Source organism: Dehalococcoidia bacterium (genome assembly GCA_025054935.1).
Lineage (GTDB): Bacteria > Chloroflexota > Dehalococcoidia > SpSt-223 > SpSt-223 > JANWZD01.
This window is the reverse complement of sequence record JANWZD010000004.1, coordinates 19071-33031: the sequence shown is the minus strand read 5'-3', so window position 1 is coordinate 33031 and position 13961 is coordinate 19071. Positions and strand designations below refer to the sequence as shown.

Annotated in this window: 11 protein-coding genes; 1 reads left to right on the top strand and 10 read right to left on the bottom strand. The window is 65.4% G+C overall.

All coding sequences use genetic code 11. The features are described 5' to 3' along the window. Positions 1 to 97: 97 nt before the first annotated feature. The 5 genes from NZ773_06415 to NZ773_06395 form a co-directional block, all read right to left on the bottom strand. Complete coding sequence (locus tag NZ773_06415) at positions 98 to 1756, bottom strand: peptide ABC transporter substrate-binding protein (protein ID MCS6801559.1); 1659 nt, start codon at positions 1754 to 1756, stop codon at positions 98 to 100. Between the two features lie 364 nt (positions 1757 to 2120). Next, positions 2121 to 3506 (bottom strand): polysaccharide biosynthesis tyrosine autokinase, encoded by a 1386-nt coding sequence (locus tag NZ773_06410; GenBank protein MCS6801558.1) that lies wholly within the window; start codon positions 3504 to 3506, stop codon positions 2121 to 2123. Positions 3507 to 3577: 71 nt separating this feature from the next. Further along, complete coding sequence (upp, locus tag NZ773_06405; GenBank protein ID MCS6801557.1) at positions 3578 to 4198, bottom strand: uracil phosphoribosyltransferase; 621 nt, start codon at positions 4196 to 4198, stop codon at positions 3578 to 3580. Beyond that, positions 4199 to 5461, bottom strand: a complete 1263-nt coding sequence (locus NZ773_06400; GenBank protein ID MCS6801556.1) for a serine hydroxymethyltransferase — start codon at positions 5459 to 5461, stop codon at positions 4199 to 4201. It abuts the gene before it with no gap. A 114-nt stretch (positions 5462 to 5575) separates the two neighbouring features. Next, entirely contained in the window at positions 5576 to 6661 is a 1086-nt protein-coding gene (locus tag NZ773_06395; GenBank protein MCS6801555.1) for a rod shape-determining protein, read from the bottom strand. Between the two features lie 148 nt (positions 6662 to 6809). Here NZ773_06395 and NZ773_06390 point away from each other — a divergent pair, with 148 nt between their 5' ends. Then, positions 6810 to 8180, top strand: coding sequence for a hypothetical protein (locus NZ773_06390; GenBank protein ID MCS6801554.1), 1371 nt, complete (start codon positions 6810 to 6812; stop codon positions 8178 to 8180). 3 nt (positions 8181 to 8183) lie between these two features. On the opposite strand, the gene murA is transcribed toward NZ773_06390, so the two are convergent. The 5 genes from murA to atpA form a co-directional block, all read right to left on the bottom strand. Then, complete coding sequence (gene murA, locus NZ773_06385) at positions 8184 to 9527, bottom strand: UDP-N-acetylglucosamine 1-carboxyvinyltransferase (protein ID MCS6801553.1); 1344 nt, start codon at positions 9525 to 9527, stop codon at positions 8184 to 8186. Between the two features lies 1 nt (position 9528). Continuing rightward, positions 9529 to 9954: a F0F1 ATP synthase subunit epsilon gene (locus NZ773_06380; protein MCS6801552.1), complete on the bottom strand. Its 426-nt coding sequence runs from the start codon at positions 9952 to 9954 to the stop codon at positions 9529 to 9531. Positions 9955 to 10031: 77 nt separating this feature from the next. Then, entirely contained in the window at positions 10032 to 11426 is a 1395-nt protein-coding gene (gene atpD, locus NZ773_06375; GenBank protein MCS6801551.1) for a F0F1 ATP synthase subunit beta, read from the bottom strand. Between the two features lie 61 nt (positions 11427 to 11487). After that, entirely contained in the window at positions 11488 to 12348 is an 861-nt protein-coding gene (atpG, locus tag NZ773_06370) for an ATP synthase F1 subunit gamma (protein MCS6801550.1), read from the bottom strand. 89 nt (positions 12349 to 12437) lie between these two features. Next, the gene (gene atpA, locus NZ773_06365; protein MCS6801549.1) at positions 12438 to 13949 is read right to left on the bottom strand and encodes a F0F1 ATP synthase subunit alpha; all 1512 of its coding nucleotides are present in this window, start codon (positions 13947 to 13949) and stop codon (positions 12438 to 12440) included. Positions 13950 to 13961 lie beyond the last annotated feature (12 nt).

Sequence of the window (13961 nt, the reverse complement as noted above, 5' to 3'; positions counted from 1 at the left end):
CCCCTTGGGCGGGGCGGGCGAGCCCGCTGGCTCTCCCGCCCGGTCGCGCATCACCTCCCGCAGCGCCACCGGCGGCGCCGCGGAGGCTCCGCCGTTCCTACCGCTCAATCGAGATATATTGGAGCGTCGGGATGATCATCGGCGCGACGACGAACCCCTTCACCCAGGGCTTAACGAGCCAGAACTGTTTTTCGTGGAACAGCGGGATCCACACCGCATCGTCCATGATCATCTGTTCGACCTGCTGGTAGATGCGCAGGCGCGTGTTCTGATCGCGTTCGACGCGTGCTTGGAGCAGCAGCCGGTCGACCTCGGGATTGGCGTAACCCGTGTGGTTCTGCTTGCTCTTGCTGTAGAAGAGGATGTCGAGGAAGTTCTGCGGGTCGGGATAGTCGGCGATCCAGCCAGGCCCTTCGAAGAAGGTGTACTTCTTCGCGAATTGGTCGTCGAGGAAGGTCGCCCACTCGACCTGCTCGATCTTGGCGTCCAGCCCGATATGGGTCTTCCACATCTCAGTGAGCGCCTGGATGTAGCGAGCGGGGTTGGCGCCGGCGCCGACCGTCGTCAGCGTGATGTCAAAGCGCGACAGGTCCGGATAGCGCGACTCTGCCACCAGCCGCCTCGCCGTCGCCGGGTCGAACCGGTAGCCGCGCAGCTGCGGATTGTAGCCCGGCATGCCCGGCGGGAGGATGCCGTCCGCCCGGATATCCATGTTCCGCAGCACGACGCTGATCAGCCGGTCCTTGTCGACCGCGTAGTTCATCGCTTGGCGGATCTTGACATCATCAAAGGGCGGCTTCGTCACATTGAAGGTGATGTAGAAGGTGGACAGCATGGCGACGCCGGGCTGCCCGTCCTTATCGCGCACCACTTCGCGGTAGAGACGGTTGTTCGGCGAGGGATCGAGGATGCGCTCGGCGTCAAGAATGCCGAAGACGGTCGCGTCGATTTCGTCGTTCTCATACATCGTGATCGGCGAGCCGCCGCTCAAGATGTAGTTCACGCGGAGCAAGCTTGGGGCGCCGCGGTACCAGTTCTCATTGCGCTCGAGGATGATGTTCTGGCCCTTCCGCCATTCCCGCAGCTTGAACGGACCGGTTCCGTTCGGCCGGTCGGTCCACGTGCGTCCCCCGCGCTCGATGTTCTCGCGGTCGACGACAAATGAGGTCGGATAGGTCAGTTTTGCCAGGAAGTAGGACTTCGGCTCGTCGATCGTCACTTGGAGCGTCCAGTCATCGATTACCCGAACGCCGCTGATCTGCTGAGCGCGACCGGCGAGCATGTCCGACACCCCGACAATGTCGCCAAGGTAGGTATCAGCAGTTGGGGAGAGGGTGCGCGGATTGGCAGCGCGCTCCCAGGAGTATTTGAAATCGCTCGCCCTGACCTGCTTGCCATCGTGGAACTTCGCATCCCGGCGAATGCTGAAGGTGTAGGTTCTCCCATCCGGGCTGACCTCCCACCGCTCGGCAAGGTCTGGGACCACGCGCAGGTCACGGTCGAGCGTGAGCAGGCCGCTGAAGATCTCGACGATGTAGGTGGCAGAGGTGGCGTCGCCGGTCGTCGCCGGGTCGAGGGTCGGCGGGTCGCCGCCCAAGAGGGTCAGCGTTCCTTCACGGGAGACGCGCGGCCCCGGCCCGGGCGGGTTGGCGCTTCCGGGGTTCTGCACTCCCTGAATCAGCCGACACGCAGGGTTCGAGGCAAAGACGAACAGCCCAATGGCTGCCAGCGTGAGCAGCTTCCGGGTAGTCCACATCGAGCGACCTCCTCTGCCGGCGTCGGACGACTCAGCTGGCCAACCTCGGCAGCCGCGCCTCCCGCGCCTCTAGCCGTTGTACGAGCGAGAAATCTGGGCCGGATTTCCCAGCAGCACCGAGATCAGTCCGGTATCGCACACCCGGCCGCTGATAACTATAGCAAACAGGGTCCTGCGCTCCAGGAGATTTTTCTCAGCACCGTCCCCCGCGCGCGAAACCCTTCCCCCTCCGTCGATTGCAGCCGCCGTGCCGTCTGCGCCTCGGGCAGGGCAGCGCTGGCGGAGCGGCGCGCCCCTCTCCGCACTCAGCAGCGCGGCCGGCGTGAGCGCGCCGAACCGCGGCCCGCAGCAAGCAGGGGCGGGGCTAGTCGGCGTAGTAGTTGTGGAGGGAGGTGTCGTACTTGACGTTGTTGAGAACGACGCCGATGAGGTTCGCCCCCACCTTCTCGAGCGCGGCGCGCGCCTTCTGCGCGAGCTCGCGCTTCGTCTTGTTCGCCATCACGACGAGGAGGACGCCGTCGACGCGCGTCGCGAGCACCGCAGCGTCGGTAACCGCGGCAACCGGCGGCGAGTCGAAGAGAATATAGTCGGCCTCGCCGCGCAAGCGTTCGATAATCTCGGCCATGCGGCGCGAGCCGAGCAGCTCGGACGGATTGGGCGGCAGGGGTCCGGTCGGCAGGACGAGCAGGTTGGGGACGTCGGTCTCTTGGGTACACAGGTCGTCGAGCGTGGGGGCGACCATCAGCGTCGTCAGCCCGGCGACATTCTTGACGCCGAACAGCTGGTGCAGCGTCGGCCGCCGCAGGTCGCAATCGACGGCGATCACTTTGCTGCCCGTTTGGGCGATGGCGATCGCGAGATTGGCAAGAGTGGTGCTCTTGCCTTCCTGCGGACCCGCGCTGGTGAGCAGAATCGTCCGCAGCGGTTTATCGAGGCTCGCGAATTGGATATTCGTGCGCAGCTGGCGATAGGCTTCGGCCACTGGCGACTTTGGATTGCGGTGGTTGATAAGACGGCCATTCCCGCTTGGTTGGGTCATAGCGGCTGCTCCTCCGGGAGACCAGCGCCCAAACGCTCGCCCTCTTTTCGTTCCTGCGCCGACAAGGCGCGGGATCGTGCCGACGACCGGCAGCTTGATGAAGCGGTCGACGCTCTCTTGTCCCTTGAGCGTATCGTCGAGATATTCGAGCAGGAACACCGTCACCACGCCGAGCAGCACTCCAAGCACCGCCCCGGCAACGGTGTTGGCAGCGGTGCGCGGCCGGGTCAATGTTCCGGGCTGAGGCTCGTCGAAAATGTCGATCTCAATCTTGTCGCGCGGCTCCACCGCGAGCATCCGCCGCTGATGCTCTTCGACAAACTTCTGGGCAAGCGCCCGCGCCACCCGTTGCGCGACGAGCGGGTTGGGGTCGTCGAAGTCGATCTGGATCGCCAAGTTGTCGGCCGTGCCAAGGACGTTTGTCCGGCTGCGCAAGGCCCCGGGCGGCAGGTCGAGCTTCAGCTCCTCATTGATCTGCCGCAGGAAGCGCTCGCTCGTGATCTGCTGGCCGTAGGAGCGGATCAGGTTTTGGATAACGAGGGTAAGGCCATAGTCGGGGCGCACCGGCGAAACGTACAGCTTCGCCGAGGAGCGGTACATCGGAGTTTCAAGCTTGCTCAGGCCATAGGCGGTGGCTGCCCCCGCCACGGCGAAAAGGAGGATGATCCACCATCGTCTGGCGATCACCCGCCCGTAATCGCGAAGCTGCATCCATCCTCCGCGGGTTCGGCGGGAACTGTATCAGACGCCTTCGAAGCGAACAACCGGCTGGGGCGGCTGCCTCACGAGGTGCCGAAGAGGCGATCGCCGGCATCACCCAGCCCCGGCACGATGAATCCGTGGTCGTTCAGCCGCTCATCCACTGCAGCGACGCGGATCGCGGCCTCGGGGAACGCCGCTTCGACAGCGCGGATCCCCTCGGGCGCAGCAATAACCGAGACGAGCCCAATCCGCTGCGCGCCGAGGCTGCGCAGCAGCCGGAGGGCGGTCACCGCCGACCCCCCAGTCGCGACCATGGGGTCGAGGATATACGCCCGGTCACACGGCGCGAAGCGCGCGAAGCGGCTGTAATACGTCACCGGCGTGAGGGTCTCCTCGTCGCGAGAGAGCCCAAGGTGCCAGATCGGCGCGTCGGGGAAGAGCTGCTGTGCCGCCGGCACCATGCCGAGGCCGGCGCGCAAGATGGGCACGAATGCCACGCTCTCTGCGAGGCGTTCCCCCTGCGCTGCGCCGAGCGGGGTCTGAAGGGGATAGGGCACCAGCGCAAGGTCCGCCGTCGCCTCGAGGATCAGCATCAGCGCGAGGTCGTGAAGAAGGGCGCGGAACTCGCGCGGCGGCGTCTCCGCGGCCCGGAGGCGGCCCAGCCGCTCGCGAACGAGCGGATGGCGCGAGACCGCAAGCATTCAGCGCGCAGCGGCCGGCACCGGCTCAAGGCTCGGGACAGGAAAGCGCGAGCAGAGATGAGCGACCTCATCGCGGATCCGCCGCCGCAGCGCGGCATCTTCGGGCGCGTGGACGATCTGCGCGATCCACCGCGCGATCTGGACCATTTCGTCCGGGCCGAATCCCCGCGAGGTGACAGCAGGGGTCCCAAGCCGGATACCGCTCGTTTGGAGCGGGGGACGGGTGTCGAAGGGGATCGCGTTGCGGTTGACGGTGATCCCCGCCTCGTCAAGCAGCACTTCTGCCTTGCGCCCGCTGATTGTCGTCGAGGAGAGGTCGACCAACATGAGATGGTTGTCCGTTCCTCCTGAGACGATGCGCAGCCCCTCCGCTTGGAGCGCCGCGGCGAGCGTCTTCGCATTTGCGACCACGTGGGCGGCGTATTCCTTGAAGGCCGGCTGCATCGCTTCGTGGAAACAGACCGCTTTCGCCGCGATCGTGTGCATGAGCGGTCCGCCCTGCATCCACGGGAAGACGGTCCGGTCGATCGCTTGGGCGTACTCTTCGGTCGAGATGATCATCCCGCCGCGCGGGCCGCGCAGAGTCTTGTGGGTCGTCGAGGTAACGATCTGGGCGTGCGGCACCGGATTTGGGTGCACCCCGCCCGCGATCAGCCCAGCCGGATGCGCCATATCGACCATAAAGATCGCGCCGACCTCGTCGGCAATCTGCCGCATCCGCGCATAGTCGATAAAGCGCGAGTAGGCAGTCGCGCCGCCGATGATCAGCTTCGGCCGGTGCTGTTTCGCAAGCCGCTCGAGGGCGTCATAGTCGATCAGCTCGCTCTCGCGGTCTACGCCGTAGGAAACAAATCGGAACAGCTTCCCCGAGAAGTTGACCGGCGAACCATGCGTCAGGTGCCCGCCTTGAGAGAGGTCCATTCCGAGAACGGTATCGCCGGGCTCGAGGACCGCGAAGTAGACCGCCATATTCGCTTGGGCGCCGCTGTGCGGCTGGACGTTCGCGTGGGCGCCGCCGAAGAGGGCGAGCGCTCGTTGCCGGGCAAGGTTCTCCGCCTCATCGGCGAACTCGTTGCCGCCGTAGTAGCGCTTTCCCGGATACCCTTCGGAATATTTATTCGTCAGGACCGATCCCTGCGCTTCCCGCACCGCTTGGCTGACGTAGTTCTCCGACGCAATCAGTTCGATGCCGGTTCGCTGGCGCTCCTCTTCCCGGGCGAGGATCGCCGCCATCTCCGGATCGACCCGCTCAAGAGCTCCCATCGCTCACCTCATTCCGCAGTGAGAAAATTGTCGACGATCGCGTGCCGCTTTGCATCTCGCTCAATGTGCGGGTGGCTCTGCGCTTGAGACGGCAGACCCGGCGCAGCGTCGGCGCTACACCGCCGCGCTCATTGCCGCCAGGGGCTCTTCGTCGGTGGGGAGACTGCGGCGAAGGACATCGAGATGCTCGAGCGCGAGGCCGGCGCCGATCGCGACACACTTTTCCGGTTCGTGAGCGATATGACAGGGGACGCCCGTCTCCTGCGCGAGCAGGCGGTCGATGTTGCGCAGCAGCGCCCCGCCGCCCGTGAGCACCATCCCCCGGTCAATGACATCGCTCGCCAGCTCAGGGGGCGTCGCCTCGAGCACCGAGCGCACTGCCGCCACGATCTGGGAGAGCGGCTCAGCAAGCGCCTGCGTCACTTCCCAGGAATGGACGACAACGGTTCGCGGCAAGCCGGTCAACTGATCGCGGCCCCGCACCTCCATCGCGGGATTGTCATGGAGCGGCAGCGCCGACCCGATCGCGATCTTCACCTGCTCGGCAGTGCGCGAGCCGATGATCAGGTTATGTTTGCGCTTGATATAGGCAGCGATGGCGTCGTCGAGTTTGTTGCCGGCAACCCGGACAGACTGCGAGGTGACGATACCGTACATCGAGATGACCGCCGCTTCGGTGGTGCCGCCACCGATATCGACGACCATATTGCCCGCCGGCGTGCCGATTGGGATCCGCGCTCCAATCGCTGCCGCAAGCGGTTCGGGAATGAGATGCGCAGGCTTGCGCGCTCCCGCTTGCTCGGCGGCATCGCGCACTGCCCACTGCTCGACGCTCGTCACGCCGGCAGGGACGCAGATCATCACCTGCGGCTTCGCCAGCCGGAAGCCCCCCGTCACCTTCTGCATGAAGTAGCGCAGCATCGCCTCGGTAATCACGTAGTCGGCGATGACGCCGTCCCGCATCGGACGCACGACTTGAATCGTGCCCGGAGTGCGGCCGAGCATATTGCGAGCCTCGTTACCGATGGCGACGATCCGATTGTCATTCACCGAGAGAGCAACAACCGACGGTTCATTGAGGACGATGCCTTTGCCTCTCACATAGACGAGGCAGTTTGCCGTCCCGAGGTCGATCCCGATCCACTTGCTGAACACTACGCGCTCCTGTCGCGCGCCGTGCCGGCCGCGCGCCGCTCTCATTGTAGGGCACCTCCAGCCAAGCGGACAGGTCCTGTCGCGCTGCCTGCAGGCCCGCCGAGGACACCCTTCTTGCTCCCGAGGCGGATGCTCGCGCCGCCGTGCCGGCGGCGATTCCCCCGCCTCTGCAGCCGCCTTTCGTCGGCCAGTCTTGCTGGTCCGAAGAGCGGGTGGGACTCTCTTTCTGCTCCTCGTAGAATGGAGCCGACTTCTCGAGAGTGAGCGCATTGCCATTCGACTGGTCATCGGCCTGACGATTGTCCTTGCCGTCTTTGGCGTCCATGCCGGCAGCGAGATCCGCTCCGGCGCCGACTCCCGCTGGACGGTCCACCTCGCCTACAGCCTCCTCCGCGACCGCGACCTCTACCTCGATGAGTACCGCGAAACGCTCGCCCGCTTCGACTTCTATTTCATCGAGGAGACGGGGGGACATCTCGTCCACGCCTATCCGGTCGCCATCTCAGTGCTCGCCGCGCCGTTTGTCGCAGCGCTCGACCCCATCATTGGGCCGGTCGTGCCCTTACCGAGCCGGCTTCTCGCCGAGCGAGGCGATGCCGAGTTGGTCAAGTTCTGGACGATCGAGGCGACCATCGCCTCGTTCTGGGTGGCGCTTGCGGCGCTCTTCGTTTTTCTGACCGCGCAGGCAATCACAAGCACGGCGGGCGCGGTGGTGGTGGCGCTCGCCTTCGCGTTCGGAACCACCGCATGGTCGACGGCCAGCCGTGGGCTGTGGGGACACGCCCCCTCCCTCCTCTTCCTCTCGATGGCGATATGGCTGCTGCTCCAAGCGCCGCGGCGGCCTGCTTCTGCCGGCTGGGCCGGCCTGCCGCTCGGGCTCGCCACCGCCGCCCGCCCGCAGGACTGGCTGTCGGTCGTCATCCTCGGCGGCGTGGTCGCCCTGCGCTCCCGCCGTCAGCTGCCAGGCTACCTCGCGACGCTCGCGATCGCGCTCGTCCCGGTGCTTGGCTATCAGCTTTGGATATACGGCCAGCCGTTCTCGCCCTACAGCTCGCCAACGCAGCTGCTGACGGCGGCCAACATGCTCGAGGCGATTGCGGGGATCCTGATCAGTCCGTCGCGCGGGCTGTTCATCTATTCGCCGATCCTGCTCCTTGCGCTGGCAGGCGCGGTTGCACGGGCCCGGAGCGGTCGCTGGACGCTGCTCGACAGCGCCTTTGCGGCCGTTGTCGCGCTTCACACGCTGATGATTGCCTCGTTCGTCAACTGGTGGGGAGGCCACAGCTTCGGTCCGCGCTTGATGACCGATGTGCTGCCGTATTTGATGGTCTTCCTCGCCTATGGCGTAGAGGCCGTCCGCCGCCTACCCGCCGCGCCGCGCCGCCTTGCGGCGGCCACGACGGCGCTGCTCCTCGCCCTCAGTGTCGCGATCCACGCGATTGGGGCGAACAACTACGCCGTTAACTTCTGGAATGCCGAGCCGGTGAGCGTGAACGATGCCCCCTCGCGCCTGTGGGACGTGCGCGATGCCCAGCTGCTTCGCTGGCGGCCATGGATCCCCTAGCCGCTACGCCGCGAGCGGCCGCCGCTCAATCCGAGCGCCAAGCTGACGCAGCTTGACATCGATCGCTTCGTAGCCGCGATCGAGATGGTTAATGTCCAGCACTTCGGTCCGCCCGTAGGCGGCAAGGCCAGCAATGACAAGCGCAGCGCCGGAGCGGATGTCGAGCGCCCGCACGGTGGTGCCGGCAAGCGCGACCGGTCCGCGGATGACGGCGGTCTGTCCGCTGACCTCGATCTCCGCCCCAAGCCGGCGCAGCTCGGCAACGTGAAGCAGGCGGTTGTCGTAGACCCGCTCATGAACGACGCTCAGGCCGTCGGCTTGGGTGAGCACGGCGCCGATCGTCGCTTGGAGGTCGGTCGGATAGCCGGGGTAGGGCAGGCACTGGACATTCGTCGAGCGCAGCCGTCCTTCGCGGGCGTCAACGCGCAGCACGCTCTCCCGCTCCTCGACGCGCACGCCCATCTCTCCTAACTTCCAGAGCAGCGCATCGAGATGGCGCGGCTGGACATTCTCGATCCAGACGTCGCCGGCGGTAGCCGCAGCAGCCAAAGCGAACGTGCCCGCCTCAATCCGGTCAGGAATGACGCGGTGACGGACACCCCGCAGCCGCTCCACTCCTTCGACCTCGATGGTCGAGGTGCCGGCGCCGCGGATTTTCGCTCCCATTGCCGTCAGCATCTTGGCGAGGTCGACCACCTCCGGCTCGGCAGAGGCGTTCCGAATGATCGTCTGGCCCTCGGCCAACGTGGCGGCCATCAGCAAGTTCTCGGTACCGATATGGCTCGGGTAGTCCATGAAGATGGTGCGGCCGCGGAGCTTCGATGCCCGAGTCCAATACACCTCGCCGTCGAACCGCACCTCCGCGCCGAGTGCCATAAAGCCGACGAGGTGGACATCGATCGGCCGCTGCCCGATCACGTCGCCTCCCGGCGGACAAGAGGCACCCTCGCCAAATCGCGCGAGCAAGGGGCCAACGACAAGGAAGCTGGCGCGCATTTTCTTCACCAGCTCGCTCGGCGCATGGAAGGAATGGATCTGGTCGGCAGTGATGACAAGCGTGCTCGCGTCGAGCCATTCCACCCGCGCGCCCAGACGGACCAGCACCTCGCTCAGGATGGCGACATCTTCGATCCGAGGCACGCCCTCGATGATGACCGGCTCGGAGGTGAGCAAGGCGGCTGCCATCGCGGGGAGGACGGCGTTCTTTGCCCCTGAGACGCGCACTTCGCCCTGCAGCGGCAGCCGGCCTTGAATGATGAACCGTGCGCCGTCAGCTGAGCGAGGAACCGGACGCAGGGGAGAGGAGGTGAGGAGCGGTGAGCAGGTCGGCTCGAGCGAGCGATCCATCCTAGACCTGCGGGCGCGCATCCCGTTTTCGGCGTTTTTCAGCGAGCCGAAGCCGCGCCAACGACCGTTGCAGCGCCAACTCGGCGCGTGCCACATCGAGGTCGCGAGGCCGCTCGCGCAGCCGTTCTTGCGCCCGACGGCGCGCTTCTTCAGCCCGCGCGACGTCGATCTCTTCGACCCGCTCGGCGGTGTCGGCGAGCACCACCACTTTATCGGGCAGCACTTCGATGAAGCCGCCGCTGACGAAGAGGCTCACTTCCTCTTCGCCGCGGCGAACGAGCAGTTCACCCGGCACGAGGCGCGTCACGAGCGGCGTGTGGCGCGGCAGAATGCCGAGTGCTCCTTCGCTGCCGGGCGCGACCACGAGGTCCACCTCGTCGGCATAGACTTGGCGTTCCGCGGTGACGATCTCAAACTTCAGCGGCATCAGGTCCGTCTCCCGCAGGGAATTCTGGCGGACGGGATGGCCGTCACTCAAGGGGTTCGCGCCATCGGCGGAGGCGGCTAGCGCAGCCGCTCGGCGGCTTCGCGCGCCTCCTCGATCACGCCGACCATGTAGAACGCCTGCTCGGGCAGGTCATCGTGCTTGCCTTCTAGGATCTCCTTGAATCCGCGCACCGTCTCGCGGACTGGGACGTATTTGCCCGGCCGGCCGGTGAACTGCTCGGCGACGAAGAAGGGCTGCGACAGGAAGCGCTGGATTTTGCGCGCCCGGGCGACGGTCAGCTTGTCTTCTTCGGAGAGCTCTTCAACGCCGAGGATCGCGATGATGTCCTGCAGGTCTTTGTAGCGCTGGAGGACGCGCTGCACGCCGCGCGCCACGTCGTAGTGCTCCTGCCCGACGATGTTCGGGTCGAGGATGCGGGACGACGACGCAAGCGGGTCGACGGCCGGGAAAAGCCCTTGGGCGGCAATTGAGCGGTCGAGCGAGATGATAGCGTCGAGATGCCCGAACGTCGTTGCCACGCCAGGGTCGGTGTAGTCATCGGCAGGCACATAGATCGCCTGGAACGAGGTGATCGACCCTTTCTTGGTGGACGTGATGCGCTCCTGGAGGTCGCCCATTTCGGTGGCGAGCGTCGGCTGATAGCCGACGGCGGACGGCATCCGACCAAGCAGGGCCGACACCTCCATTCCGGCCAGCGTATAGCGGTAGATGTTGTCGATGAAGAGCAGGACGTCGCGCCCTTCGACATCGCGAAAATATTCCGCCATGGTCAGCCCGGTGAGAGCGACGCGGAGGCGCACTCCCGGCGGCTCGTTCATCTGGCCGAAGACGAGCACCGTCTTGCTCAAGACTCCGCTCGCCTGCATCTCGTGCCAGAGGTCGTTGCCCTCGCGCGAACGTTCGCCAACCCCGGTGAAGACCGAGTAGCCGCCATGCTCCTGGGCGATGTTGCGGATCAGTTCTTGGATGACAACGGTCTTGCCGACCCCTGCGCCGCCGTAGGCGCCAACTTTGCCGCCGCGCGCGAACGGCGCGATCAGGTCAATTACTTTGATGCCGGTTTCGAGCACTTGGGCGCTGGTCTCCTGCTCTTCGAACGAAGGCGGAGTTCGATGGATGGGCCACCGTTCGGCGCCTTGGATGTCACCGAGGCCGTCGATCGGCTCGCCGAGCACGTTGAACAAGCGGCCAAGCGTCGGCGCGCCGACGGGCACTGCAATCGGCCGGCCGGTGTCGACTGCCAGCGCGCCCCGACGCAAGCCGTCGGTCGAGTCCATCGTGAGGGCGCGCACCCAGTTGTTGCCGAGATGCTGCTGCACCTCAGCAACGATCCGCTTGCCGCCGTCCATGTGAATCTCGACCGCATTGAACAGCTCGGGCAACTGGTCCGGTGGAAACTCCAGATCCACCACCGTCCCGATCACTTGGACGACTTTTCCGGTTGCCGGCATCTCTCCTCCGTTGCCCCCTCTCGCCGAGGGCTCCCGCCAGACGATCGCGGGGAGGCGACGCTCAACCGCGCAGCGCGTTGACGCCGCCGACGATCTCTAGCAGCTCTTTCGTAATTACTTCTTGGCGCACCTTGTTCGCCGTCAAGGTCAAGTCGTTGACGACTTCGTTGGCATTCTCGGTCGCGTTGCGCATTGCGACCATTCGGGCGGAATGCTCACTTGCCGAGTTTTCGAGCACAGCGTGATACACCTGCATCTCGACATAGCGGGTGACCAGCGCGTCCAGCACCGCCTCCGGCGACGGCTCGTAGAGGAACTCTGTCCTGTCGAGGTCCGGCGGCGGGTCGATCGGCAGCAGCTTCTCGATCACGGGACGCTGGACCATGGTGTTGACGAACTTCGAGTAGCCGAGATAGACCTCATCGACATAGCCGCTGCGGAAGTCGTCCATCACGACGCGGCTGATCGGCGTGGTATCGAGCAGCGTGGGATAGTCGCCGAGGTTGCTATAGTCAGCGCGCAGGTCCCAGCCGAGCCGCACCATGAAATCCCGTCCCTTGCGGCCGATCGTCACCACCGAAACCGGGACCGCCGACTCGAAGATGAATTGGGCGGCGCGCCGGGTCATGTTGGCATTGAAGCCGCCGGCCAGGCCGCGGTCCGAGGTGATGAGGATCAAGCCGATGCGCCGGACCGGCCGGACATCGAGCAGCGGATTAATCGGCCCGTCGTCGGTGGCAGGGATCTTCGCCACCACGTCGGCAAGCACCGCGCGGATTGTCTCGGCGTATGGGCGCCCGGCGAGGACTCGCTGCTGAGCGCGCCGCATCTTCGCCGCAGCAACCATCTCCATCGCCTTGGTAATCCGCGCGGTGTTCTTGATCGAACGGATACGCCGGCGAATATCGCGCAGGCTTGGCATCGCCTCTCCTCTCGACGCTTATGCCGCCCAGCAGGCCGTTCTCCGCTCGGTCAGGCGGCAGACGCCCGCAGGCAGAGCGCACTCCACGCCTAGCGCGGCGCGGTCGCGTTGAATTCCTTGATCGCCGCTGTCAGCTTTGCCACCGTGCTCTCGTCGAGGTCCTTCGTCTCTGCGATCCGTTGACCGACCTCGGGATAGTTGGCGTCCATGAATTGGTAGAACGCCTGCTCCCACTGGCGCACTTTGTCGACGGGGATCTCATCGAGAAACCCATTGCCCAGAGCAAAGAGGATCATCACCTGCTTCTCGAGCGGAAGCGGCTGGAACTGCGGCTGCTTCAGCACTTCGGTCGCGCGCTGTCCGCGCTCGAGCTGCATTCGGGTCGCGCGGTCCATATCGGCCGTGCCGAACGAGGCGAAGGCAGCCAAGTTCTGATACTGCGCAAGGTCGAGGCGGAGCCGGCCAGCGACCGCTTTCATCGCCTTGGTCTGCGCCGACGAGCCGACGCGGGAGACCGAAATGCCGACGTTCAGCGCGGGGCGGATGCCGGCGAAGAACAGGTCGGGCTCGAGATAGATCTGGCCGTCGGTGATCGAGATGACATTCGTCGGGATGTAGGCCGAGACGTCGTTCGCTTGGGTTTCGATGATCGGCAGCGCGGTCAGCGACCCCCCGCCGTATTTCTCGTCCAGCCGCGCCGCCCGCTCCAGCAAGCGGCTATGCAGGTAGAACACATCGCCCGGATACGCTTCGCGGCCCGGCGGGCGGCGCAGCAGAAGCGACATCTGGCGATAGGCCCACGCATGCTTGGTCAGGTCGTCGTAGATGATCAGGGCATCGCGCCCCTGCTCCATAAACTCTTCGCCCATCGCGGTGCCGGCGAAGGGGGCGAGATACTGCAGCGGCGCCGGGTCTGACGCGTTCGCCGCGACAACGATCGTCCGGTCCATCGCCCCGTACTGCTCGAGGATGCCGACCGTCTGCGCGACCTTCGACGCTTTCTGGCCGATAGCGACATAAATACAGATAAGGTCGCCCGCCTTCTGATTGAGAATGGTGTCGAGGCAGATCGCCGATTTGCCGGTGCCGCGGTCGCCGATGACAAGTTCGCGCTGCCCGCGCCCGATCGGGATCATCGCGTCGATCGCTTTGATGCCAGTTTGAACGGGCACTGTCACCGACTTGCGGGTAACAACGTTCGGCGCGATGCGTTCGACTGGTCGGAACTTCTCGGTGACGATCGGCCCTTTCCCATCGATCGGGCGGCCGAGGGCGTCAACCACGCGACCGATTAGGGCGTCGCCGACGGGGACCTCGATGATGCGCCCCGTCGTGCGTACCTCATCCCCTTCGGTGATCTTGCTGTAGTCGCCGAGGATGACGGCCCCAACAGCATCCTCCTCGAGGTTGAGGGCCAGCCCGTAGATGTCGTGGGGAAAGGCGAGAAGCTCGCTCGCCATCGCGCCCTGCAGGCCGTGGATGCGAGCGATGCCATCGCCGATTTCGACGATAGTGCCAACGTCGACGGTGGTCACGTCGGTCCCGAACCGCTCGATCTGTTGGCGGATGATCGATGTGATTTCCTCGGATCGAACTGCCATGGGTCTCCTCTG

Coding starts and splice junctions, on each gene's coding strand:
- NZ773_06415 (MCS6801559.1), bottom strand. CDS start 1,756: ATGTGGACTACCCGGAAGCTGCTCACGCTGGCAGCCATTGGGCTGTTC.
- NZ773_06410 (MCS6801558.1), bottom strand. CDS start 3,506: ATGCAGCTTCGCGATTACGGGCGGGTGATCGCCAGACGATGGTGGATC.
- NZ773_06380 (MCS6801552.1), bottom strand. CDS start 9,954: ATGCCGCTGAAGTTTGAGATCGTCACCGCGGAACGCCAAGTCTATGCC.
- NZ773_06400 (MCS6801556.1), bottom strand. CDS start 5,461: ATGGGAGCTCTTGAGCGGGTCGATCCGGAGATGGCGGCGATCCTCGCC.
- atpG (MCS6801550.1), bottom strand. CDS start 12,348: ATGCCAAGCCTGCGCGATATTCGCCGGCGTATCCGTTCGATCAAGAAC.
- upp (MCS6801557.1), bottom strand. CDS start 4,198: ATGCTTGCGGTCTCGCGCCATCCGCTCGTTCGCGAGCGGCTGGGCCGC.
- atpD (MCS6801551.1), bottom strand. CDS start 11,426: ATGCCGGCAACCGGAAAAGTCGTCCAAGTGATCGGGACGGTGGTGGAT.
- murA (MCS6801553.1), bottom strand. CDS start 9,527: ATGGATCGCTCGCTCGAGCCGACCTGCTCACCGCTCCTCACCTCCTCT.
- atpA (MCS6801549.1), bottom strand. CDS start 13,949: ATGGCAGTTCGATCCGAGGAAATCACATCGATCATCCGCCAACAGATC.
- NZ773_06395 (MCS6801555.1), bottom strand. CDS start 6,661: ATGAGAGCGGCGCGCGGCCGGCACGGCGCGCGACAGGAGCGCGTAGTG.